Annotated in this window: 19 protein-coding genes and 1 tRNA gene; 12 read left to right on the plus strand and 8 right to left on the minus strand. The window is 60.2% G+C overall.

The genetic code is table 11. The annotated features are described in order from the left end of the window. Window positions 1-11 precede the first annotated feature (11 nt). The 8 genes from FHW77_RS09365 (at window position 12) to mnhG (ending at window position 6,970) form a co-directional block, all read left to right on the plus strand. Window positions 12-407 (plus strand): hypothetical protein, encoded by a 396-nt coding sequence (locus tag FHW77_RS09365; protein ID WP_161794457.1) that lies wholly within the window; start codon window positions 12-14, stop codon window positions 405-407. A gap of 79 nt (window positions 408-486) precedes the next feature. Beyond that, window positions 487-864 (plus strand): hypothetical protein, encoded by a 378-nt coding sequence (locus FHW77_RS09370; protein WP_034496075.1) that lies wholly within the window; start codon window positions 487-489, stop codon window positions 862-864. Window positions 865-969: 105 nt separating this feature from the next. Continuing rightward, window positions 970-3,888 carry a monovalent cation/H+ antiporter subunit A gene (locus FHW77_RS09375; protein WP_004439862.1) on the plus strand — a complete coding sequence of 973 codons (2,919 nt, stop codon included), beginning with the start codon at window positions 970-972 and terminating at the stop codon, window positions 3,886-3,888. Beyond that, window positions 3,888-4,223, plus strand: coding sequence for a Na+/H+ antiporter subunit C (locus tag FHW77_RS09380; protein WP_003514993.1), 336 nt, complete (start codon window positions 3,888-3,890; stop codon window positions 4,221-4,223). The genes FHW77_RS09375 and FHW77_RS09380 overlap by 1 nt, the downstream gene beginning before the upstream one ends. Further along, a complete protein-coding gene (locus tag FHW77_RS09385; protein ID WP_004439856.1) occupies window positions 4,220-5,866 on the plus strand; it encodes a monovalent cation/H+ antiporter subunit D in 1,647 nt (548 codons plus the stop codon). The genes FHW77_RS09380 and FHW77_RS09385 overlap by 4 nt, the downstream gene beginning before the upstream one ends. Further along, entirely contained in the window at window positions 5,863-6,351 is a 489-nt protein-coding gene (locus tag FHW77_RS09390; protein WP_004439853.1) for a Na+/H+ antiporter subunit E, read from the plus strand. The genes FHW77_RS09385 and FHW77_RS09390 overlap by 4 nt, the downstream gene beginning before the upstream one ends. Further along, entirely contained in the window at window positions 6,348-6,629 is a 282-nt protein-coding gene (locus FHW77_RS09395) for a K+/H+ antiporter subunit F (protein ID WP_004439850.1), read from the plus strand. Before FHW77_RS09390 ends, FHW77_RS09395 begins: the two co-directional genes overlap by 4 nt. Then, window positions 6,626-6,970: a monovalent cation/H(+) antiporter subunit G gene (gene mnhG / locus FHW77_RS09400; RefSeq protein WP_004439848.1), complete on the plus strand. Its 345-nt coding sequence runs from the start codon at window positions 6,626-6,628 to the stop codon at window positions 6,968-6,970. The genes FHW77_RS09395 and mnhG overlap by 4 nt, the downstream gene beginning before the upstream one ends. A gap of 4 nt (window positions 6,971-6,974) precedes the next feature. Here mnhG and FHW77_RS09405 read toward each other — a convergent pair whose 3' ends face one another. The 6 genes from FHW77_RS09405 to FHW77_RS09430 all read right to left on the minus strand — a co-directional run bounded on the left by FHW77_RS09405 (window position 6,975) and on the right by FHW77_RS09430 (window position 14,471). After that, the gene (locus tag FHW77_RS09405) at window positions 6,975-7,622 is read right to left on the minus strand and encodes an alpha-ketoglutarate-dependent dioxygenase AlkB (RefSeq protein WP_004439847.1); all 648 of its coding nucleotides are present in this window, start codon (window positions 7,620-7,622) and stop codon (window positions 6,975-6,977) included. Between the two features lie 507 nt (window positions 7,623-8,129). Continuing rightward, window positions 8,130-8,205, minus strand: a tRNA-Phe gene (locus FHW77_RS09410). A 283-nt stretch (window positions 8,206-8,488) separates the two neighbouring features. After that, window positions 8,489-8,920, minus strand: coding sequence for a hypothetical protein (locus tag FHW77_RS09415; RefSeq protein ID WP_004439845.1), 432 nt, complete (start codon window positions 8,918-8,920; stop codon window positions 8,489-8,491). Between the two features lie 155 nt (window positions 8,921-9,075). Further along, window positions 9,076-11,292 (minus strand): 3-hydroxyacyl-CoA dehydrogenase NAD-binding domain-containing protein, encoded by a 2,217-nt coding sequence (locus FHW77_RS09420; protein ID WP_004439841.1) that lies wholly within the window; start codon window positions 11,290-11,292, stop codon window positions 9,076-9,078. 137 nt (window positions 11,293-11,429) lie between these two features. Next, window positions 11,430-12,638, minus strand: coding sequence for an acetyl-CoA C-acetyltransferase (locus FHW77_RS09425; protein WP_004439838.1), 1,209 nt, complete (start codon window positions 12,636-12,638; stop codon window positions 11,430-11,432). Window positions 12,639-12,674: 36 nt separating this feature from the next. Further along, the gene (locus tag FHW77_RS09430) at window positions 12,675-14,471 is read right to left on the minus strand and encodes an acyl-CoA dehydrogenase C-terminal domain-containing protein (protein WP_004439835.1); all 1,797 of its coding nucleotides are present in this window, start codon (window positions 14,469-14,471) and stop codon (window positions 12,675-12,677) included. Window positions 14,472-14,848: 377 nt separating this feature from the next. Here FHW77_RS09430 and podJ point away from each other — a divergent pair, with 377 nt between their 5' ends. The 4 genes from podJ (at window position 14,849) to FHW77_RS09450 (ending at window position 21,199) form a co-directional block, all read left to right on the plus strand. Next, the gene (podJ, locus tag FHW77_RS09435) at window positions 14,849-18,592 is read left to right on the plus strand and encodes a cell division protein PodJ (protein ID WP_004439834.1); all 3,744 of its coding nucleotides are present in this window, start codon (window positions 14,849-14,851) and stop codon (window positions 18,590-18,592) included. Between the two features lie 261 nt (window positions 18,593-18,853). After that, a complete protein-coding gene (locus FHW77_RS09440) occupies window positions 18,854-19,780 on the plus strand; it encodes a sulfite exporter TauE/SafE family protein (RefSeq protein WP_044459984.1) in 927 nt (308 codons plus the stop codon). Further along, window positions 19,777-20,604 carry a TIGR02186 family protein gene (locus FHW77_RS09445; protein WP_004439826.1) on the plus strand — a complete coding sequence of 276 codons (828 nt, stop codon included), beginning with the start codon at window positions 19,777-19,779 and terminating at the stop codon, window positions 20,602-20,604. The genes FHW77_RS09440 and FHW77_RS09445 overlap by 4 nt, the downstream gene beginning before the upstream one ends. A gap of 157 nt (window positions 20,605-20,761) precedes the next feature. Next, window positions 20,762-21,199 carry a universal stress protein gene (locus tag FHW77_RS09450; RefSeq protein ID WP_006697645.1) on the plus strand — a complete coding sequence of 146 codons (438 nt, stop codon included), beginning with the start codon at window positions 20,762-20,764 and terminating at the stop codon, window positions 21,197-21,199. A 14-nt stretch (window positions 21,200-21,213) separates the two neighbouring features. On the opposite strand, the gene pdeM is transcribed toward FHW77_RS09450, so the two are convergent. Then, window positions 21,214-21,942 carry a ligase-associated DNA damage response endonuclease PdeM gene (gene pdeM, locus FHW77_RS09455; RefSeq protein WP_004439820.1) on the minus strand — a complete coding sequence of 243 codons (729 nt, stop codon included), beginning with the start codon at window positions 21,940-21,942 and terminating at the stop codon, window positions 21,214-21,216. 46 nt (window positions 21,943-21,988) lie between these two features. Next, a complete protein-coding gene (locus FHW77_RS09460) occupies window positions 21,989-24,580 on the minus strand; it encodes a ligase-associated DNA damage response DEXH box helicase (RefSeq protein ID WP_004439816.1) in 2,592 nt (863 codons plus the stop codon). Window positions 24,581-24,597 lie beyond the last annotated feature (17 nt).

Consider the following 24,597-nt stretch of genomic DNA (forward strand, 5'->3'; position numbering starts at 1 on the left):
CATGACGGCCGGTGAAACCCGGCCAATTTGCCAAGGTTCAGAACGCCAGCACCCTGAGGGGATTTTTGAACGAACACACCCATCGCGGACGATGCGGCATCGACGCTTGCCAGACCTTCTTGAACCAAGAAACGAAATACCGGATCGGCACCGGTACGGCAGTGCGGCGTCATGCCTGGAAGGGGAGAGACCCCATTCCGCCGTGGAAATACCACCAATCTTTATGGTTAATTCCTTGCTTGAAAGTTAAGAAACGCGGCGTTGCGGGTCAAACGGTAAAATTTGTAAAGTCTTTTAACGGCCCCTGCCCCGACTTTGCCGCAAATGAGCAAAAACAAAAAGGAATCGAGCGCTTCGGGCGGTTTTTCCGGCCTGTGTGCTGGACAAGCGCGGGTGGCTTCCCCTAAAACAAATCAACGGGATATTCGCGCAGCGGTGATGCTTTAAAGAGACGTTTTCGATCAAGGAGATGCCAACTTGCAATGGATGGAGAAAGGCCGCAGTTCGAGGCGCCATCCGCAAGTGCTGATCGGTCTCGTGGTCGCCAGCCTTCTTCTCATGATCGGCTTCCAGGCGCCTTCGGGTATCAAGCCGCTTTCCAAGACCAGCCGCCTCGAACGCATGCAGACCGTCGATCTTGGCCGCTCCCTTTCGCTTCGCGACAAGGATTGCGACAACGGCGGTGATTTCGGTTGCCGGTCAGGCAATGCGGCCCCGGGTATTGGTCAGGACGCGTTTTCCTTAACCGCCGTCAGTGTTGACCTTGACGCAAAGACGCGGCTCGTTGCTGTTGCCGTCGCGCCACAAGCGTCCCGAGACTTTGCCAGCGTGGTACCACGCGCGCCTCCGCATCTTATGTACTAGTCATTCCGGCGGTCATCATCATTGGATTCATTGGAATCCTGAGGGATTGGAGTCGTCGGAAATCCGCCGCAAGCTCCCATTCCAGAGAGAAAACCGCCGCCGCATATGACACTTGCAACCATTCTTCCTTTTATTGTCGCATTGCCCTTCGTCGGCGCACTCCTGACGGCGTTCATGCCGCGCGAGGGTGCTGCTGCAGCTCCCGCTTCCGTTGCGGGGGCAGTTGCCCTTTTCGGGCTGGTCAGCAGTATTTTCCTTTATACCAGCGTCAGCGGGGGCGCCGTTCTTAAATACGATGTGGAATGGCTGCCGCAGCTCGGTTTGAACTTCACACTGCGGCTCGACGGATTTGCCTGGATCTTCTCGATGCTGATTACCGGCATCGGCCTGCTGGTGGTGCTTTACGCCCGCTACTACATGTCGACTGAAGACCCCATACCGCGCTTCTTCGCCTTTCTTCTCGCCTTCATGGGTTCGATGCTCGGCGTCGTCCTATCCGGCAACGTCATTCTGCTGTCCATCTTCTGGGAAATGACGAGCATCTTCTCATTCCTTCTGATCGGCTACTGGCACCAGAATGCCGGCGCCCGCGACGGCGCTCGCATGGCGCTGACAGTGACGGGGATTGGTGGCTTCAGCTTGCTGGCGGGTCTGCTGATCCTCGGTCACATGGCCGGCAGCTACGATCTCGACAGGATCATCGAGGCAGGCGCCGCCATTCGCGCGCATCCGCTTTATGTGCCTGCGCTCATTCTTATTCTCGGCGGCGCTCTGACGAAGAGCGCGCAGTTTCCCTTTCACTTCTGGCTGCCCAATGCCATGGCGGCACCAACACCCGTTTCCGCCTATCTCCACTCGGCTACCATGGTGAAAGCGGGTGTTTTCCTGCTTGCAAGGTTCTGGCCGGTGCTTGCGGGCACGCCGGAATGGTTCTGGCTGGTCGGCGCGGCCGGCGTCATAACTCTGCTGCTCGGCGCCTATTTCGCCATGTTCCAGCAGGATCTGAAGGGATTGCTGGCCTATTCCACCATCAGCCATCTCGGGCTCATCACCACGCTGTTAAGCCTTGGCAGCCCGCTCGCTGCGGTGGCGGCCATCTTTCACATGGTCAACCATGCCACCTTCAAGGCCTCGCTCTTCATGGCGGCCGGCATCATCGACCATGAGACCGGAACACGTGACATGCGGCGGCTGAGCGGGCTCTATACCTATATGCCGGCAACGGCGACACTCGCCATGGCGGCAAGTGCGGCCATGGCCGGGGTTCCTCTGTTCAATGGGTTCCTCTCCAAGGAAATGTTCTTTGCCGAGGCCGTCGAAACCCATGCCGACTCGCTTCTCGACCGGGCGCTGCCCTATGTGGCAACATTATCCGGCGCATTTGCCGTCGCCTACTCGCTGCGCTTCATTCACACGGTGTTCTTTGGCCCCAAGCCAGTCGATCTGCCAAACCCCAATCCGCACGAGCCGCCGCGCTGGATGCGGTTTCCGATCGAATTCCTCGTCTTCGCCTGCCTGATCGTCGGCATCGTTCCGAGCCTTTCCATCGGCCCGTTCCTGCATACGGCCGTGCTTTCCGTTCTCGGCGCACAGACACCCGTGTACAGCCTGTCGATCTGGCACGGTTTCAATCTGCCGCTGATCATGAGTATCGCGGCGCTGATCGGCGGGGTAACGATCTACGTCCTGCTCGGCGGTTATTTCTCGCGCTGCGATGACGGTCCGCCGATCTTCCGGCATTTGCGGGGTCAGCGCATCTTCGAGCGCATTCTCGTCACCGTGTCCTGGAAGTGGGCGCGGTGGCTGGAAAGCACGCTCGGCACCCGGCGCCTGCAGCCGCAGCTGAGGCTTCTTATCCTCGTGGCGCTTCTTGCCGGTTTCTCGCCGCTCTTCCTTTCGGAATTCTCCCTGTCGCTGCCGCGGGTAACAACCTTCGATCCGATCTTCGCCATTCTGTGGCTGATCGGTATGATTGCGGCCATGGGTGCTGCCTGGCAGGCGAAATATCATCGCCTCGCAGCCCTTGTCATGCTCGGCGTTTCGGGGCTCGTCACCTGCCTCACCTTCATCTGGCTTTCCGCACCGGATCTGGCGATTACCCAGCTTTTGGTGGAAATCGTCACCACCGTTCTCATCCTGCTCGGCCTCAGGTGGTTGCCGAAACGCTTCGAAAAAGTGGACAGCAGCGACGAGTTGCCGGCGCAGCTTCGCCGTGCCCGCGATTTCCTGCTGGCCGCCGCCAGCGGCATTGGAATGTCCGTCATCGCCTATGCGGTGATGACGCTGCCAGTGCCGAATGCCATTGCGACCTATTTCCTTGAACGCGCTTACAGCGAAGGCGGCGGCACCAATGTGGTCAACGTCATCCTGGTCGATTTCCGTGGCTTCGACACCTTCGGCGAAATCGCGGTTCTGGCCATCGTGGCGCTCACCGTCTTCGCGCTGCTTCGCCGTTTCCGTCCCGCCCATGAAAGCATCGGACTTCCGGAACAGCAGCAGATGCAGAACGCCTTCGATGCGGAGCGCCCGGATCGCAGCAAGGGCGATACCGTTCGCGACTATCTCTACGTGCCATCCATCGTGATGCAGTGGATGTTCCCCGTCATCATCACCTTTTCCATTTTCCTCTTCATGCGCGGCCACGATATGCCGGGCGGCGGTTTTGCGGCCGGTATCACCATGGCGATCGCCTTCCTTCTGCAATATCTCGCCGGCGGGGCGCGCTGGGCCGAGGACCGCATACGCATCCTGCCGCTGCGCTGGATGGGCTTTGGCCTCTTGATGGCGGCGGCGACGGGTATCGGCTCGTGGTACTTCGGCTACCCGTTCCTGACCTCTTATTTCCAGTATACGGAGATACCCTATATCGGCAAAATGCCGACGGCTTCCGCCCTGCTGTTCGATCTCGGCGTCTTTTCGCTGGTCGTCGGCTCCACCGTTCTTATTTTGATAGCACTGGCACACCAATCGTTGCGCAACTACCGCGTTCGCACGCCTGACGCCGCAAAAGCGGAGGACGTGTAATGGAACTCATTCTTTCAATCGGCATCGGCATCATGACTGGCTCCGGCGTATGGCTCATCCTGCGCCCGCGCACCTATCAGGTCATCGTCGGGCTTTCGCTTTTGTCCTATGCCGTGAACCTGTTCATCTTCGGCGTCGGCGGCATCAAGACCAACGCACCCCCGGTGCTGGTGAACGGCGTCGACAGTTCGACGCTTGCCGACCCGGTGCCGCAGGCGCTGGTGCTGACCGCAATCGTGATCGGCTTTGCCACGACAGCGCTTTTCCTCGTCGTGCTGCTCGCAGCGCGCGGCCTCACCGGCACTGACCATGTGGACGGGAGGGAGTCGAAATGATGTCGTTCCCCTTCCACATCGTCATCGCACCCATCCTGCTGCCGCTCATTACCGCCGCGCTGCTGCTGTTCTTTGACGAGCGCCAGCGTGTGGCCAAAGCCGCGATCAGCTTCACCTCCACGGTGCTGCTGCTGGTGGTTGCGATTCTGCTGTTTCGCGAGGTGAACTCAACCGTTAATACCGAGATCGCTGCTGTGGTTTCGAGCGGCGTCTATCTGCTCGGCAACTGGCCGGCACCCTTCGGCATCGTGCTCGTCGCCGACCGCCTGTCGGGCCTGATGGTCCTGTTGACCGCATTGCTCGCCATTCCCTCGCTCATCTATTCGATGGCGAAATGGCACAAGGCGGGCGCCCATTTCCATTCGCTGTTCCAGATGATGCTGATGGGCGTCAACGGCGCGTTCCTGACCGGCGACCTCTTCAACCTCTTCGTATTCTTCGAAGTGATGCTGGCGGCATCTTACGGGCTGCTGCTGCATGGCTCCGGCCAGCAACGCGTCAAGGCGGGGCTGCACTATATCGCCATCAACCTCGTTGCCGCCTTGTTTTTCCTGATTGGCGTCAGTCTGATCTATGGCGTGACGGGCACGCTGAACATGGGTGATCTCGCCCACCGGATCGAGGGGCTGAACCCCGACCAGCGCATGCTGCTGGAAACCGGCTCGGCCATCCTCGGCATCGCGTTTCTGGTCAAGGCCGGCATGTGGCCGCTGAATTTCTGGCTGCCCTCCGCCTATGGTGCGGCATCTGCACCGGTCGGCGGGCTATTCGCGATCATGAGCAAGGTCGGCATTTATGTCATTGCCCGCCTGTCCTTCCTGCTGTTCGGGCAGACGGCCGGGGAATCGGCCGGTTTCGGCCACGATGCGCTGCTGGTCGGCGGCATCGCCACCATCATCTTCGGTGCCATCGGGGTTCTGGCGTCGCAGGCGCTGGGACGGCTTGCCGGCTTTTCGGTTCTGGTCTCATCTGGAACGCTGCTTGCAGCCATGGGTACCGGCAATCCCACGGTGGCGGCCGGCGCACTTTATTACCTTGTCAGCTCCACCCTCACCATCAGTGCCTTCTTCATGCTCATCGAACTTGTCGAGCGCGGGCAGGATGCGGGCGCAAACGTTCTTGCCGTAACCATGGAGGCTTATGGCGAAGGCGAGGAAGAAGACGAGGAAGAGGAAATCGGCGTGACCATGCCTGCCACCATGGCCGTGCTGGGCGCATGCTTTGCCGCCTGCGGCATCCTGCTCGCCGGCCTGCCGCCGCTTTCCGGCTTCATTGCCAAATTCTCGATGCTATCGGCCATTCTCAATCCGTCCGGTCTCGGCGCCAATGACAGCATCTCCACCCTGTCATGGTGGATCGTCTTCCTGATCGTCTTTTCCGGCTTCGCTTCACTGATCTCGATGACCCGTGCCGGCATCCGCACTTTCTGGGCCTCCATCGAAGGTACCGTGCCGCGCGTGCTCGTCATCGAAATCGCACCCATCATGCTGCTTCTCGGCCTGACACTCGCCATGACCGTTCAGGCGGGGCCGGTGATGCGTTACATGCAGGAAACAGCGCGCATCCTCGATCTGCCCGCGAGCTATATCCAGGGCGTCATTTCCGCGCCACGGGCGGGCGGCAATCCGGAGGCAGAGCCATGATGAACCGTGTCCTGCCCTACCCGCTACTGACCGTTTCCCTGATCTTCTTCTGGATGACGATCAACAGTTTCTCGCCGGGGCATCTGCTGCTCGGAACTGCGGTGGCGCTCATCGCTTCCTGGGCGATGGCGTCGCTGAGGCCGGCAAAACCCCGCATTCGCAACTGGCATCGGCTGGTGCAGCTGATCCTTATCGTGCTTTACGATATCGTCAGGTCCAATCTCTCGGTTGCGAAGATCATTCTGTTCAGGCGCGAAAGGGACCGCAAATCGGGTTTTCTGGCCGTGCCTCTCGATATACGCGATCCCATGGCGCTGGCCGTTCTAGCGACAATCCTCACCTCGACGCCGGGAAGCGCCTGGCTTGAATATAATTCCAGTCAGGGCACGCTCCTGCTCCACGTCCTCGACGACGTGGACGAGGCCGCGTGGATAAGCCTCATCAAGAACCGATATGAAAAACTGCTGATGGAGATATTCGAATGAGTTCGATTATCCTTTTCTGGTCCTTTTCGCTGGCGCAGCTGATGCTGGCCATTGCCATGACGATTTCGGTCTATCGCATCGCCATTGGCCCGCGCGCGCAGGACCGGGTGCTCGGCATGGACACGCTCTATGTCAACGCCATGCTGCTGCTGCTGACCTTCGGCCTACGCACCGGCAACGACATCTATTTCGAGGCATCGCTGCTGATCGCCATCCTGGGCTTCGTGTCCACCGTCGCCCTTTCCAAATTCCTGATGCGCGGGGAGGTCATAGAATGAGCAACGCCGCCGAATTTCCGCTCTGGGCCGCCATCGCCGTGGCTTTCTTCGTCCTCCTCGGCGCCTCCCTGACGCTGATCGGCACTATCGGCTTTGCCAAGCTCAACAGCTTTTATGAACGCCTGCATGCGCCCACACTCGGCACCAGCTGGGGGACCGGCGGCATCGTCATGGCCTCCATCATCTATTTCTCCGTCTCCGGCGGCCGCTTCGCTTTCCACGAAATCTTCATCGGCATTTTCATGACGGTGACGACGCCGGTTTCCCTGATGCTTCTCGGCCGCGCTGCACTTTATCGGGACCGGGCGGAGCAGAATTCAGATAACCGGGAGCATTTATAATTGCTTAGGTGCGCGTTGAAGCAGTGACTTTACGAAAAGTCAGGGAAATCCTCCTGCTTCGAACGGTCTTTACCCCGTTCACAATATCCGATTTGCGAGCCGGAATTTCGTGAGTCCAATGATAACGCCCGGAGCCCATGAGCAGGACACCTGAGCGGGGCTGAAGCACAACGCCACATGTGCCGGATCCGCGCAAATCGCGGAAAACCATCTCGCAAGCGGATAGAAGGCTTATCGACACGATTGTATCGTCGAAACAGGGGACACAATCGACATGCGCGCTGATCCCCTGCCCTGGAAAATATTCGTTCGCGATAACCTGATCAGGCAAGCTCTCGCAGTGGCCGTCCCTCACTAATCTTCTGGCGAATACGCCCAGCCATGGCGGCAAAGGCCCGAGATAGGCATCCGGCGCAACTGCGCGGGCTTTATAGTCATACCGATAACCGAAATGCTGCACACGACGCTTCAGTTCCGTGCTCCACCCCCCGGAATCCAATATGGTTGCGGTGGCAGCTTCCTCTTGCGGCGAAAGGAAGTCACCGAAATATATGACCCGGGCGGTAAAGAAGATGGAATTACAGTATGATCCATTTGCGGGCTGTTCTCCCTTTACGATGAAAAACGTGTGTTGCAAACTCGTCATTCTCATCTAGCGCAGAGGTGCCGTCATCTTTCGTTTTATGTGTGCGTATCCCGGATAGTCGGAAAACTGAAACGGGTACGCAACCGGTCTAGCAAAACCACTGCGTTCAGCAGCCCGATCCATATCAAAGGCTCCATCGTAGTGAGAACTGTTTACGACAGTAATTGCAACTTTGCCGGAGCTCAAAAGATGGGCTGCGGCACTCCCAAGAAAACGGCGATCAATTTTGTTGTCACGAGCATCTCACGCCAAACGGTCACCGGAATGGCAAATCGCCAAGCTGGGCAAAAAATCCATTAAGCAAAGGTTAAGAATCTGCCAAACATCTGATATTTCTGGGATAATGTTAGCGGATGAAATACACTCACCCAAAAAACATATTTACGAGGATTTTCGCCTACCCGCCCACGAGGCAAATGTTTATTGCCATTATGGCTATCGTTGAATCTCACAAGATTAGGTCGGATCGGTCCGAACACGCACCTATATAAATTTATCAGTCTGGAGATTTAATGGTGCCCGGAGGCGGATTTGAACCACCGACACGCGGATTTTCAATCCGCTGCTCTACCAACTGAGCTATCCGGGCACTTCAGGTCCTTGAAGAACCTCCGCTTTTCGCGGTCGGGGTCGTTTGCGCCCCGAAAGTGAGCGGGGTTATAACATCTTGTTCGAACATGGCAAGCGCCCTTCCGAAGTTTTTTGACAGTTTTTTCACGGCGCCTGTGGATGGCTGGAAAGAGCGCAGGGCGAAGGCCGGTTCACGCAGGAAAACTCATTGTATGGCCTCCTGATGCCAGAGCGCATTTGCCCGCGTCATGTTTGCGAGGGACCTATCCTGGCCGGTGGCGGGCGCAGCATGGCAGGTGGGGCTATACCCCTTCGCGGCGCCGTGCTGCGAAACCAAGCGCGAAAGGCACCACGGCTACCAGCGCCGCCATGACGGGCGAAGACGCAAAGATGCGGCTTGCAAGTGAGGTGACGGCTACGGAGCGCACGACCGTCATCAGGCGGGAATTCTCGCGGTCGCGCTCATGGTGGGGCTGTGCGGGCCTGTGGCGGGACATCTCGGCCGCCTCAAGCCGCTTGACATCACGCCGGATCTTTTCGACCTGTTGGCGAAGCTCGTCCAGTTCGGCACGCAGCGCCGGGTCGACGGTATTGGCGGCAGGTGTCCTCCTGGCTGCGGTTTTTTCCACCGCCTCTTCGGCGGCCACAGCTTCCGCCTCTTCGTCCAGTTCGGCCAACTCGTCGTCCAGGTCTGATGGCTTATCGAAACCGTGGGATCGCAGTGGTGCTTTCATCGCTGTCTCCTGAGGCGTGCTGAATTGCGGCGGCGGGCGCTTTTGCCCGGTCAGACTTTCCAACGCCTCAGCCCGGCAAAGGATGCATGGAAAGCGGGTAGACAGGCATAATAAAACAGGCCCCGAAGGGCCTGTTCAATCATCTCACTGGAGCCTCAGGCCGCCTTCGCGGCGCTGGCATAGGGATCGAAGCGACCGTAGAAGGTCTCGCCCTTGGCGGCCATCTCCTTCAGCAGCGGCGTTGGCTGGAAGCGCGTTCCGTATGTCTCGCTGAGCTTTTCGGCGAGCGCGACGAAGCTCTTCACGCCCATGCCGTCAATGTAGGACAGCGCGCCTCCGGTATAGGGCGCGAAGCCGAAACCGAGGATGGAACCGACATCCGCCTCACGCGGATCGGTGACGATGCCCTCTTCAACCGTGCGGGCGGCTTCCAGCGCCACGGTGACGAGGAAGCGCTGCTTCAGCACCTCCATATCCACGTCTTCAGGCTTCTGCTGCGGATAGAGGTCCTTCAGGCCAGGCCAGAGGGACTTCTTGGCGGGCTTTGGCGGGTAGTCGTAAAAGCCCTTGGCGTTCTTACGGCCAAAGCGGCCCTCGCCTTCCACCAGCTTCTTCACCAGCTCCATATGGCGCGGATCGACCGCCTTTTCGCCGAGATCGGCGACGGTGGCTTTCAGGATCTTGTAGGAAAGATCGATGGCCACTTCGTCGTTCAACGCCAAGGGGCCGACCGGCAAGCCGGCGAATTTCGCTGCATTTTCGATCATCGCGGGCGGCACGCCTTCGATCAGCATGTCGTAGCTTTCGGCCATGTAACGCAGCACGCAGCGATTGACGAAGAAGCCGCGGGTGTCGTTGACGACGATCGGGGTCTTCTTGATCTTGGCCACATAATCCAGCGCGACGGCGAGCGCCTTGTCGCCGGTTTCCTTGCCGAGGATCACTTCCGTCAGCATCATCTTCTCGACCGGCGAGAAGAAGTGGATGCCGATGAAATCGGTCGGACGCCTGGAGTTCTTTGCCAGCCCCGTGATTGGCAAGGTGGACGTGTTGGAGGCAAAGATTGCGCCTTCGGGCAAAACGGCTTCCACGGCTTCGATGACGGCTTTCTTCACGTCGCGGTCTTCAAAGACGGCTTCGATGACGAGATCCGCATCAGATAATGCAGTGTAATCCGCCGTTGGGGTGACGAGATCGAGCAGGGCCTTGCCTTCATCCTGCGTCAGCCTGCCCTTGCCGATGGCGGCCTTGACGCTTTCCTCGCAATGGCCCTTGCCCTTGTCTGCGGCTTCCTGATCGCGATCCACCAGCGTGACGGGAATACCCGCTGCGGCGGTGACGTAAGCGACGGCCGCCCCCATGAAGCCCGCGCCGACGACGCCGACCTTTTTGAACTCCGTCTTGGGCTGGCCGGCCGGACGGCGCGCGCCCTTGCCCAGCTCCTGCATGGAAATGAACAGCGAGCGGATCATGCCGAAGGCTTCCTTCGAGCGAAGGATTTCGGTGAAATAACGCTGCTCCACCTTCAGCGCCGTATCGAAAGGCAATTGCAGCCCTTCATAAACGCATTTGAGGATGGCGAGTGCGGCCGGATAATTGCCGGCACTTTCGCGGCGGAGGATCGCCGGAGCGGCGGGCCACAGCTGGGCAGCCGCAGGCGTCCAGATGCCGCCGCCGGGGGCCTTGAAGCCCTTCTCATCCCAGGGTGCTACCGGCTTCAGGCCGTCCTTGATCATCTGCTTTGCAGTTGCGACCAGCTGATCCGGCTCGACTACCTGGTGCACCAGCCCCATGGCCTTGGCGCGTGCGCCGGTCAGCGACTGGCCTGTCGTCATCATCTGCAAGGCAGATTGTGCATCGGTCAGGCGCGAGACGCGCTGGGTGCCGCCAGCGCCCGGGAAGATGCCGACCTTGACTTCCGGCAGTGCGATCTTGAGGTTCTTGGCGCTGGAGGCCACGCGGCCGTGGCAGGCGAGTGACAGTTCGAAAGCGCCCCCCATGCAGGTGCCGTTGATGGCGGAGACCCAGGGCTTGCCGTTGGTCTCGATCTTGCGGAACAGGCCGGTCATGCGGCCCACCAGCTCGAACAGCTTTGCTGCCGCCTGATCCGGGTTCTTCGTCTTCTCGTCATTGTAGAAGGAGAACATCGACTTGATCATCGACAGATCGGCGCCGCCGGAAAAGGTGCTTTTGCCCGACGTGAAGACGACGCCCTTGACGGCGCTATCGGCGACGGTGGCGTCGAGAATGGCGTTCAGCTCGTCCATCACCTCTGACGTGAAGACGTTCATGGACTTTTCCGGCATGTCCCAGGTGACGAGGGCAATGCCGTCTGCGTCCGTCTCGATGGTGAAATTGGTGTAAGTGCTCATTTGGGATTCCTCTTCCCTGAATCGTAATGGCCGCTTCGCTTTCCTCGTCATCCTCGGGCTTGACCCGAGGATCCAAGCACCGGGATAGATCCTCGGGTCAAGCCCGAGGATGACGGAAGCGGGCCGTAGCCGCTGCCTTAAACCCGCTCGATGACGGTTGCTGTACCCATGCCTGCACCGATGCAAAGCGTCACGAGCGCGGTGTTCAGATCGCGCCGTTCCAGCTCATCCAGCACCGTCCCGAGGATCATCGCGCCGGTTGCACCCAGCGGATGACCCATGGCGATTGCGCCGCCATTGACGTTCATCCGGTCGTGATCGATGTCGAAAGCCTGCATGTAGCGCAGGACCACAGCGGCGAAGGCTTCGTTGAGTTCGAAGAGATCGATATCGGCAAGCGACATGCCGGTCTTTTTCAGCAGCTTTTCGGTTACGTCAACCGGGCCGGTCAGCATCAGCGCCGGGTCGGAGCCGATATTGGCGAAAGCCTTGATACGGGCACGCGGCTTCACGCCCATTGCCTCGCCGCCCGCTTTCGAACCAACCAGCACGGCGGCGGCACCATCAACGATGCCGGATGAGTTGCCGGCGTGATGGACGTAGTTAATCCGCTCCACTTCCGGATGCGCCATGATGCCGACAGCTTCGAACCCGCCCATTTCGCCGGGCATCTGGAAGGACGGGTTGAGCGAAGCCAGCGCCTGCATATCGGTGCCGGGGCGCATGTGCTCGTCGCGGTCAAGGATCGTCAGGCCGTTCTGGTCCTTCACCGGAATGACCGATTTGTTGAAATAGCCCTTTTCCCAGGCATGCGCGGCGCGCTTCTGGCTTTCGACGGCATAGGCATCGACATCGTCACGGGAAAAACCGTATTTCGTGGCGATCAGATCGGCCGACACGCCCTGCGGCATGAAGAAGGCCGGAAAGTTGACCGAGGGGTCCATGTACCAGGCGCCGCCCGACATGCCCATACCGACGCGCGACATGCTTTCGACACCGCCGGCGATGACGATATCGTCCGAACCGGCCTTGACCTTGCCGGCTGCGAAGTTGATGGCATCGAGACCGGAGGCGCAGAAGCGCGAGATCTGCATACCCGGCGCCTTGTTGGAGTAACCGGCCTCGAAGGCGGCGGCCTTGGGGATGACGGCGCCGGCATCCATGACAGGATCGACACAGCCCATGATGATGTCATCGACAGCGGAAGTGTCGAGCCCGTTGCGGTCGCGGATGGCTTCCAGCGTCTTGGCGGCAAGGCGAACGGACGGCACCTCATGCAGGCTGCCATCCTTCTTGCCGCGTCCGCGCGGGGTGCGGACATGGTCGTAGATAAATACGTCGGTCATAACTCTCTCCCTGTGGCGTCAGAAACGCCAGATGTCTCAGAATGCTTCCGCGGCCAGTTCCATCATGGTGTCCGCACCGGTTTCGATGCGGGCCTTGCGCAGCGCCGTTTCCGGCATGATGCGCTCCATGTAAAACTTCGCCGTGACAAGCTTGGTCTTGAGGTAATCCTCATCCGAGGCGCTGCCTGCCGCAAGCGCTTCGCTGGCGGCTTTCGCCATGCGCGCCTGCATGTAACCCAGCACCACGATGCCGAAGAGATGCATGTAGTCGGTCGAGCCGGCACCGGCATTGTCGGGCTTTGCCATGGCGTTCTGCATGAACCACATGGTTGCGGCCTGAAGGTCGTTCAAGCCCTTCTTCAAACCCTTGGTGTAGAGGCTGAGCTTTTCGTTGCCGCGGTTCTCCTCGCAGAAATCGCCAATTTCCTTGAACAGCGCCATGACGGCGCGGCCGCCATTCATGCCGAGCTTGCGGCCGACCAGATCGAGCGCCTGGATACCGTTCGCACCCTCATAGATCATGGTGATGCGCGCATCGCGGACATATTGGCTCATACCATGTTCTTCGATGTAGCCGTGACCGCCAAAGACCTGCTGCGCCATCACGGCGTGGTCGAAGCCCTTGTCCGTCAAAACGCCCTTGAGGATCGGCGTGACGAGACCGAGCAGGTCGTCTGCCGCCTGCCGCTCCTTCTCATCGGTCGAGCGGTGGGCGATGTCCGATTGCAGCGCTGTCCACAAAAGGAAAGCGCGGCCAGCCTCGTTATAGGCCTTGATGGTCATCAGCGTGCGGCGGATATCCGGGTGCACGATGATCGGATCGGCCTTCTTGTCCGGGAATTTCGCGCCGGAAAGCGAACGGCCCTGAATACGCTCACGGGCATATTCCACCGCATTCTGATAGGCGATTTCGCCCACGGAAAGCCCCTGCAGGCCGACGCCGAGGCGCGCCTCGTTCATCATCACGAACATGGCCGAAAGGCCCTTGTTTTCCGCACCAAGCAGATAACCCGTCGCATCATCGTAATTCATGACGCAGGTGGCGTTGCCGTGAATACCCATCTTGTGCTCGATCGCACCACAGGTGACGCCGTTGCGCTCGCCGGGCGTGCCGTCTTGCCTGACCAGGAATTTCGGCACGATGAAAAGCGAAATACCCTTCGTGCCTTCAGGTGCGCCCTCGATGCGGGCGAGCACCAGATGGACGATATTATCGGTCATGGAATGTTCACCAGCCGAGATGAAGATCTTCTGGCCGGAAATCTTGTAAGTGCCATCTCCCTGCGGCACCGCCTTGGTGCGCAGGAGACCGAGATCGGTGCCGCAATGGGGTTCGGTAAGGTTCATGGTGCCGGACCAGATACCTTGGACCATTTTCGGCAGATAGGTCTGCTTCTGCTCCGGAGTACCGTGAACGAGAACGGCGGCAATCGCGCCCTGCGTCAGGCCGGGATACATCATCAGCGACAGGTTGGCGGAAGACATATATTCGCCGATCGCCGCATGCAGCGTATAGGGCAGGCCCTGCCCGCCAAATTCCTGGGGAACGGCAAGGCCGATCCAGCCGCCTTCGCAATAGGCGTCATAGGCTTCCTTGAAACCATCGGGCACGGAGACAGAACCGTCATCGGCGCGCTCGCAACCCTGCTGGTCACCGGAAAGATTGAGTGGGAAAAGCCGTTCCTCGGCAAGCTTTGCCGCTTCGCCGGTGATTGCCTCGATCATGTCGGGCGTCGCATCCTCGAAGCCGGGCAGGTTGTTATACCGCTCCAGGCCGAGAACGTCATTCAGGATAAAAAGCGTGTCCTTAACTGGGGCCTTGTAAACAGGCATTACCGATGTTCCTCCGCATCGTGGGCGCCGGAGATAATCCGGCAGATATCGAGTGACAATATTTGACGTGCGCGTAAACGTCAAATAAATTCCATGGGGTTATCGCTCTCCCTTTTTGCGCAATTTCCCTCCGCACCGCCCCGGGGCTCGGCCTGCATCGCAAAAGTTAAAAAATTCCGACCTTGGTTAACCACTTCTTTACCACGTTTCGTGAATTCTCCCGATGGAGGTAACTGCTTCGTTCATCGGCGCATTTTCCTCCACGGGGGCAAATACCGGCTCTAGAATTGCTGCATGTTGCGGCGACGGCGTGTCCAAACAGGCAACGTCGCGACAGATAACCGGGCACGGCGGGCGGAAGCGAAGCGAGCGAAAAGATGAACGGATTGCGATCGAAAACCCAACAGCCAAGCGACAGGTCGTCTCTTGATGCTCTCAATCGCACCATTGAAGGCCTTGAAGCCCGCATCGAAGGGTTGATGAGCCAGAAGTTTCCTCGCGACCAGCGGGCCGCTGGCGCCATGCCGGAAACGAAGAGCGAAACCTATGCCGCAGCACGCGAGCCACGCACAAGCGTGACGCCACCGCAACTTGATCCCGTCAACGAAATACGCCAGCGCCAGCGTCTGCTGGAGACCAGCTTCCAGCGCCCGCAGGAACCTGCCGCCCGCCCGGAACGCACGATCACACGGCCGCTCGCGCCGGAATATCGGCAGAGGGAGCCCCAGCCGGCTCCTCAGGCCGCACCACGCGCACGCGCCATCCCGCCCTATCAGGAGCCACGCAATGACGCGGCCCTGCAGGAAATCGCGCAGGCACTCGTCAACCTCCGCCACGAATTGAAGCACGATATTGCCGAGGGCGTTGCGCGGGAAGCGCAGGGACTGCGCGCGGAAATCCGCAATATTCGCGCCGCGGCGGAAGACCAGCAATTCATCGGCGATCTGCGCGATGACATCGCACGGCTTGCCGGAAGCATCGACCAGCTCGGCAATCTGGCATCTCCGGATGTCTATGCGCTGCGCAACGAATTCGAGGACCTACGCCTCACCATTGACCAGCTGGCGCGCGAAGACAGCGTCCATCGGATCGAAAGCCGCTGGAACACTGTGGAAGACACGCTGCGTGGTTTCGATGCCGGCGCCCTTCAGGATGAAATCGTCTCCCTCGCCTATCGTCTCGATGACATCAAGACGCAGCTCGGCGGCATGAGCAACAATCCGGCCGTTCGCGTGCTCGAGGAGAAGCTGATCGCGATCGCCAGCGCGGTCGAGCAGCTCGGCAAGCACATGCAGCCGAATGAAGCGGTCTTCAGCGAACAGTTTTCCGGTCTCGATCAGCGGCTGGACGAAATCAGCCGCGCCATTGCGGCGACCGGCACACGCCCCAATGCGCAGGCAACCGACAATGCGCTCGCCCAGCGACTGGAAAACCGCCTGAACGGCCTCGCCGAACAGCTCGGTGATATCAACCGCCTCGCCGCTGCAAAACCGGAACCCTCCGTTGATCTTACCGCGCGCCTTGAAGCGCTGGCCGGCAAGATCGATGAGCTGAGCACCGCGCGCGATGCAGCGCAACTGCATGAGCGACTGGACCAGCTTTCACTGCTTCTGGAACGGTCGCAGCGCCCTTCGCAACAGGCGGAGCTGACGTCTTTCCTCAGCGACATTTCCCGCAAGATCGATGCGCTCGACCACGGCACCGTCAATGAGGGTCTGGCCGAACGGCTCGACACGCTCTCTCGGCAGATCGAGGAGCTCGATTATGGCTATAGCCAGCCGCAGCTGGCATCGGGCCTCAGTGAAAGCGCCTTTTCGCGCCTGGAAGAGCGGCTTGGCACTATCGCCGCGCGACTGGATGAGACCGCCCATGCCGCCCCCGCTGACAGCCATGCGCTGGCGAGCCTTGAAAACCAGATCGCCCATCTCTCGACGCTGATCAGCCAGCCGGTTCAGATGCAGGCCGCAGGCATGTCGCCTGAACTCGATGCGCGCATGGCGGCGATCGAAGACTATATGGCTTCGAACGACGAATATATCATCGAAGCGGCCCGGCAGGCAGCCGAGGCCGTTCTCGACGCCTATACCCGCAACAACCTCTCGGCCGGCGCGAACATCGCCGACATGTCGATGCTGACCGACCTTGCGGCCGATTTGCGCAACCTTGAAGCGCTGAGCCGCAACACCGAAGAGCGCACGCACCGCACCTTCGAAGCACTGCACGAAACGCTGGTGCAGATTGCCGGCCGCCTGGATAATCTCGACAACGGACCGTCCTACCGCGAAGAGCTCACCCGTCACGTTGCACAGCAGGCTGTTGCCGCAGGCCGCGACGACGTCGCGATGCCGGCCGCCATATTCCCGGAAGAGGGCTATATAGCCGAAGAGCAGGCCATTCTCGAGGATGTCAGCGACAATGACGCGACCGCCATCGTGCCGCCCGCTGCCGCCAAGCCCGCAAAAGCAGAGAAAACGAGCCTGCTCGCCGGGCTGACGAAGCGCTTCAAAACAAGCACGGCGAAGCCCGCAAAGACCAAGGAAGAACCCGTATCGGCCTCTTCCGCCCGCACCCAGGTTGAGCCTGCCCCGTCGCTTGATCCGATCGACGTTCTGCCGGCCGGTCAGGAGAACGAACTCCTGGAGCCCGGTTCGGGCGCGCCTGATATCAAGAAAATCCTGGAACGCGTGCGCGCCAGCCAGGTGGCCGCCACCGGCAAGGCCGTGGACGCGGAAGGACGGACGGACTTTATCGCCGCCGCCCGCCGTGCCGCGCAGGCCGCCGCGATGGAAACAGCGCCGGAAAAGCTTGAAACCGGCAAAAAGAAAAGAAAGACCGAAACTTCGGCTCTTTCGCGTTATCGCCGGCCGCTGCTGCTCGGTATCGGCGCGATCCTTCTGGCGATGATGGCCATGCCCCTCGTCAAGACACTGATCAGCGGCACGGAAGCGCCGGCGCCGGTGATTGAACAGAAGATGGACAATGCACCGGTTTCCGCCCTTCCCGAAACCGGCGACAAGGCCGTCACCATACCGTCTGACCTCGCGATCGAATCCGAGCAGGCAGCCCCGGCCGATAGCATCGAGAACTCCGCTCCGGCACAGAATACCATTGACCACCGGACCATTGGCGGTGCGCCGCTACCCGCGGAGCCGCCGGTCGCCGATGTTCCCGCCGTGGATCCCGCAAAATCCGGCACCGTCGCGCAGGCGGAACCGCCGAAACCGGCTGAGGCCGTCGTCACGGCCGCTCCCGCCGACGGCGCCATCGTCGTTCCCGCCGGGATAGAGCCCGCATCGCTTGCTGAAGCCGCCGCCAAGGGCGACACGCAGGCGCTTTTCGAAATCGCAGCCCGCTACACCGACGGTCGCGGCGTTGCCGCCGACCGTGCCGAAGCCGCGAAGTGGTACAAGCTGGCTGCCGATCGCGGTCTTGCGCCCGCGCAATATCGTCTCGCCAATCTCTACGAGAAGGCGAACGGCGTCGAACGCAACCTTCCGGAAGCCAAGCGCTATTACACGCTGGCCGCCGAACAGGGCAATGCGGGGGCCATGCACAATCTCGCCGTCCTGCTCGCTTCCGACGCGGCTGGCCAGCCGGATTTTGCTGCCGCCGCGCAGTGGTTCATCAAGGCCTCCGAACTCGGCGTCCGCGACAGCCAGTTCAACCTCGCCATTCTTTATGCCCGCGGCAGCGGCGTGAAACAGGATATCGAGGAATCCTACAAGTGGTTCGCCATTGCCGCCAAGGATGGCGATGCCGATGCCGCCCAAAAGCGCGACGAAGTGGCGGGGGCCTTGAACCCGCAGCAGCTCCAGAGCGCCAAGGCCAAGGTGGAGGCGTGGAAGGTCAAGCCGCTTTCGGAAGATGCCAACAGCGTCAACCCGCCGGAAGAGTGGGCTGGCAAGGAAGGCGTGAAAACCGCCTCCGTGGACATGGAAAAGGCGATCCGCAACATTCAGGCGATCCTCAACAAGAACGGCTTCGATGCCGGGCAGCCGGACGGCAAGCTCGGCAAGAACACCGTGACGGCCATCAAGGACTTTCAGAAATCCGTGGGCCAGACCCCGGACGGGCGCATTACCAACGAACTGGTGACAGCGCTTCTCGCCCGCAATAAATAATGGTTCTGAAACCCAAAAAGCGGCCCCCGGCCGCTTTTTTGCAACGCCTGACAGGAATGTGGGCGGCTGCCTTCGCCAGACCTCTATCTTTCCAAATTATCAACGTATTTACCGTTGAATGTTGACAGGTTAGGCCCTCGCGGGCATGACGGATGAAGGCTGGGCATGCCCGGTCTTTTCAGACAGAAAGTGTAAATCGCGGCAAGGCCCCCTCACCGGACAAGCCATGCCGCCCGGAACCATTTGCCCGAGGTCCGAGCCGTGACTGTCTATCTGCCGATCGCAGAACTGTCGGTGAATATTTTCATCATTCTCGGCATGGGCGCGGCCGTCGGTTTTTTGTCCGGCATGTTCGGTGTGGGCGGTGGCTTTCTGATCACCCCGCTGCTGATTTTCTACAATATTCCCCCAGTCGTGGCCGTGGCGACGGGCGCCAACCAGGTGGTGGCCTCCTCCGTTTCAGGCTCGATCACCCATTTCCGGCGTGGAACCCTCGACGTCAAGCTCGGCAGCGTTCTGCTCGTCGGCGGCCTCCTGGGGGCGACGGTCGGCGTGTGGATATTCTCCTTCCTGCGCAGCATCGGCCAGCTCGATCTCATCATTTCGCTGCTCTACGTCATCCTGCTCGGCACCGTAGGCGGGTTGATGCTGAAGGAAAGCATTTCGGCACTTCGCCGCGCCGCCCGCAACGAAACGGTGACGCTGCGCCGGCCGGGACACCACAACTGGGTACACCGCCTGCCGCTGAAAATGCGGTTCAAGAAATCGAAGATCTATCTCAGCATCATTCCAGTCGTCACGCTCGGTTTCGGCATCGGCATACTCACCTCCATCATGGGTGTGGGCGGCGGTTTCATCATGGTGCCGGCGATGATCTATCTGTTACGCATTCCCACCAGTGTGGTTGTCGGCACCTCACTGTTCCAGATCATTTTCGTCACCGCATACACGACCGTCGTACAGGCAGCGACCAACTACTCCGTCGATGTGGTGCTGGCCTTCATCCTGATGGTGGCTGGCGTCATCGGCGCGCAATATGGTGTACGCGTCGGCCAGAAACTGCGCGGCGAACAGCTGCGTGCGCTGCTGGCGCTTCTTGTCCTCGCCGTCGCCCTTCGCCTTGCGGTATCGCTGGTGGTGCGGCCGGAAGACCTGTTTTCGGTCGCCGTTGGGGGGTTAGGTTATTGACCCGCCATTTGTTGCTTGCCGCCCTTGCCCTGCTCTCCTGTCTTGCCTTCGGGCAAACTGCTTCCGCCCAGACGCCGCCGCTTGCGCTGCCGCCGGGTCCGCAGCAGCGCCCCCTGCAGGAAAACATCGAAATCGGCGCTTCGACGACGGAAATTCCGATAGCCTCGGATTTTCGCGGGGCGGATTTCACCCTCTTCGGCGCACTCAACAATACCGACCAGCTGCTACTGGCCATCGGGCAATATGATATCGTGGTGACTCTGGAAGGGCCGAGCGACTACATGACCGTGCGCAAGAAGGAGCGTGTGGCAGGCATCTGGATCAATACCAGCGCCATCACCTTTACGCCGCTGCCGGAATCCTACTCCATGGCCAGCACCCGCAATATCAGCGATGTCGCCTCCCCCGGAACGCTGCGCGCCATGGGGCTCGGCGTCGACCATCTGTCGCTCAAAAGCGCTGTCTTTTCGGGCGTGCCCGACAATGTCTTCGATTTTCAGGAGGCCTATCGTCGGCTCAAGCTTTCGAGCGGCATCTACCGCAATGATACGACCGGGGTGCGGCTGGAACGCACGGGCCTGTTTTGGGCGACCTTGCGCCTGCCCGCCAACGTGCCGAACGGGGTGCACACGGCGCGCGCCTATCTCTTCAAGAGCGGCAAATTCATCGCCCAGCGCGAATTAAAACTGCGCGTCGTCAAGACCGGCATGGAACAGGCGATCACCGATGCCGCGCACCAGACGCCGCTTGCTTACGGCGCGCTTTGCGTTCTGCTCGCCGTCGTCACCGGCTGGGGCGCCAGCATCATCTTCCGCAAGGACTGAGCGTTTTCAATCGCGCAAAAGAGAGCGTCTGCCACCCGCACGGGCAAAGATAGCATTCGCTTCCTTCCGGGGTTTGCTGTAAAATTCAAGGCGTTACAAACGCACGCAGCTGATGGCGGCAAGTGCGGTTGTAACGGGGATGAAAAGGAGAAATGTCATGTTCAAGCACATTCTCATTCCCACCGATGGCTCGCCGCTGGCGCAGATCGCAATCGACCAAGGGTTCGCTCTCGCCAAGGAGGCAGGCGCAAAGGTGACCGTGGTGACGGTATCGGAACCCTTTCATGTGATTGCCAGCGATGTCGAGGACATTGCCGCCATTGCCGAAGAGGAATTCCACCGTTGCGAAGAGGCGGAGCATCTGCTTCGCGATACGCAGGCGCATGCCACCGCCATGGGGCTGGATTGCGAGGCCCTGCTGGCGCGGGCGGGGCGGCCGGACGAGGCGATCATTGAAATAGCCGACAAGACCGGCTGCGACCTCATCGCCATGGCCTCGCACCGGCGCAGGAGTTTCGTCGAGATGCTGCTCGGCAGTGTCACCGCCAAGGTGCTGAAGAATTCGAAGATACCGGTATTGGTCTACCGCCAATAGGCTGCGCTAAAATCTCAGCCGAGCAGACTGGAAAACCGCACCGAGTAGATGCGATCTCTCCCCATCAGATGCGCGACGAGAGCGGCATGATCGAACAGGCCGCGCATTGCCTTGTGGCGCAAATCCAGCCCGCCGCTCAACACCCCGAATGCCGGCATCAACAGACGCGAACCATCGGTGGCGAAACAAGGCCGCCGCACCGTCTTCTCGCGGCGTCGCACAGTGGCGGAGGGGTGCAGGTGACCGGCGATTTCACCGGCCGCATCGCCCGGCTTAGGCTCGTGGCGGAAAACGAGATTGCCGTAAAACATCTCATCCACCGAAGAACCCGGCAGATCGACCGTGCCATCGGGGTCGTGGTTGCCGTTGATCCATATCCATTCGCGACCGCGGGCCATCTCGCGGATCAGTTCGCGCAACGGCAGCGGCAGGTGCTGGGAGCCGACGCGATCATGAAAATTGTCGCCGAGGCTGACGACGATCTTCGGATCGTAGCGGCTGACGAGGGAAGACAGTATCTTGAGGGTGGCGATGGTGTCATAGGGCGGCAGCATGCGTCCACGCCTTGCAAAAGCCGCACCCTTTTCCAGATGCAGGTCGGAAACGACGAGCAGCGACAGGTCGGGCAGGTAGAGCCCACCCAAAGGGTCGCACCAGGCGGAAACGCCGTTGATGGCGGTCTCGCTGCCCAGGCATTCGAAGCCGTTGGAAAACCTGTCGCTCAATGTCAGCCGGCTCAGCACTTTTATCGTTGTTCCTTCAATGCATACTTCAGCACATGGGCATATCTCAGGACATGGCCTCGGCGATCAGCTCATCAGCGGCTTCCGCCAGCACATCGTCCATCGCTTCGCCCGCCACCGTCTCCCGGCCGATTTCCAGCATGACCGGAACGGCGAGGGGTGAAACGTGCTCCAGCGCGCGATGCGTGGTGTGTCCCTTGATTCGCTTCAGCATATCGCCAAGACGGCCAATATCCAAAAGTCCTGCTGCGGCATCGCGTCGCGTCGCTTCCAGCAGGATATGATCCGGCTCATGGCTGCGAAGAACGTCATAAATAAGATCGGCGGAGACCGTGACCTGCCGTCCGGTCTTTTCCTTGCCCGGATGGCGGCGCTCAATGAGGCCGGAAATGATGGCGCAGTTGCGGAAGGTACGTTTCAGCATGAAGGATTCGTCCAGCCATGCTTCCAGATCGTCGCCAAGCATGTCCTCATCGAGAAGGTCGGCCAGCGACAGGCGGCGGGATTTCAGCCGCATGCCGATATCCTCCATGGCCCAGATGGCCAGCGAATAATCGGTGGCGACAAAACCCATCGGTTTTGCTCCGGCCCGTTCCAGCCGTCTCGTCAGAAGCATACCGAGTGTCTGATGCGCCAGCCGTCCCTCGAAGGGATACATGACCATGAAGAAGCGCTTACGGAAGGGGAAGGTCTCCACCAGTAGCTCGTCGCGCTTGGGAATGACCGACTTCTCCTTCTGGATTGCCAGCCAGTCGCGAACCTGATCCGGCAGGGCATGCCACCGTGTCGGGTCTGCCAGCATGGAGCGCACTTGATCTGCCAGGTAGGTGGAAAGCGGAAATTTGCCACCGGCATAGGAGGGTATCTTCGGATCCATGGAAAAGGCCTGTGAGACCAGGCATTCATTCTCCCTGATGCCCTCGAACCGCAGCACCTTGCCGGCAAAGAGAAAAGTATCGCCCTGCACCAGCTGCTCTAGGAAATATTCCTCGACCTTGCCGAGCGACATGCCACCGCGACCGACCGTGCCCTTGGCATTGCGCTTGACCATGCGGACATTGAGTTCCGCCGCCTCGACGATGGTGCCGAGGTTGAGGCGATATTGCTGCGCTACCGCCGGATTGGACACGCGCCAGCGACCGTCCTTCATCTGGCGGATGCGGGCATAACGTTCATAGGTGCGCAGCGCGTAGCCGCCGGTGGCAGTAAAACCCACCACCCGATCGAAGGTGGCACGCGGCAGGTCGGCATAGGGCGAGGCGCTGGTGACTTCGCGATAAAGTTCATCCGCATCGAAAGGCTCGGCACAGGCCATGCCGAGTACGTGCTGGGCGAGAACATCAAGCGCGCCTTCGGCGATCGGCGGCGTATCCTGCGCGCCGATATAGTTGGCATCCAGCGCTGCCCGGCATTCCATCACCTCGAAGCGGTTGGCGGGAACGAGGATCGCCTTTGATGGCTCATCCATGCGGTGGTTGGCACGGCCGATACGCTGAGCGAGGCGGCTAGCGCCCTTCGGCGCGCCGACATGCACGACAAGGTCAACGTCACCCCAGTCTATGCCGAGATCGAGGGTGGAGGTGGCAACAACGGCACGTAACCTGTTTTCCGCCATGGCCGCTTCCACCCTGCGGCGCTGCCCGGCATCCAGCGAGCCGTGATGCAGTGCGATCGGCAAATTGTCGTCATTGATCGTCCAGAGCTCCTGAAAGACCCTTTCCGCCTGCGAGCGTGTGTTGACAAACACCAGCGTCGTCTGATGTTGCTTCAACGCTTCGTATAAGTCCTTTCCGGCATAACGCGCTGAATGGCCGGACCATGGGATGCGTTCTTCCGTGTGCAAGATGGAAATATCCGGCTTTGCACCGCCTTCGACGGTTATCAAGCCGGCGGGCGGCTTCCCCTGCCCCTGCGGTGCAAGATAACGGCGCAAATCCATCGGCTCCGCCACCGTGGCCGAAAGGCCGATGAAACGGACATCGGGCGCATGCCGGCGCACGCGGGCGAGCGCCAGCGACAGCAGATGGCCGCGTTTGGAGGTGACGAGCGAATGCAGCTCATCCAGCACCACATATTTCAGGTCGCGGAAAAAGCGCTCGGCCTCCTTGTTGGCGAGCAGCAGCGAGACCTGTTCCGGTGTGGTCAGCAGGATATCCGGCGGGCGCACCTTCTGGCGCTGGCGTTTCGCCTGGGGTGTATCGCCGGTGCGGGTTTCGATGACAATCGGCAGACCCATTTCGGAAACGGGCTTGGTGAGATTACGCTCGATATCGACTGCAAGCGCCTTCAGCGGTGAGATGTAGAGGGTGTGCACGCCGACAAAGCCGGAGCCAGGCGGTATCTTGCCCCGCTCTGTCAGATCGGTGAGCGAGGCCATGAAGCCGCCCAACGTCTTGCCAGCACCGGTGGGCGCGATCAGCAACATGTTCTCGCCGCCCCGTGCCCGCGCCATAAGCTCCAGCTGATGGGCGCGCGGAGACCACCCTTTTTCGACAAACCATTTCTGGAATGAAAGGGGCAAGGTGCCGACATCTATGCCGGAAATGGGGGACTCGGTGTGTTTCACGCCTTTAACGTAGTGAAAAACCTGAGAAAAAGAAGGGCGGAACAGGGCCGCTTGACAGGAAAACATAATCATGGATAAATAATGTCCAT

The sequence above is a fragment of the Agrobacterium sp. RC10-4-1 genome (assembly GCF_014138475.1).
In the GTDB taxonomy this organism is placed as follows: Bacteria; Pseudomonadota; Alphaproteobacteria; order Rhizobiales; family Rhizobiaceae; genus Agrobacterium; species Agrobacterium pusense.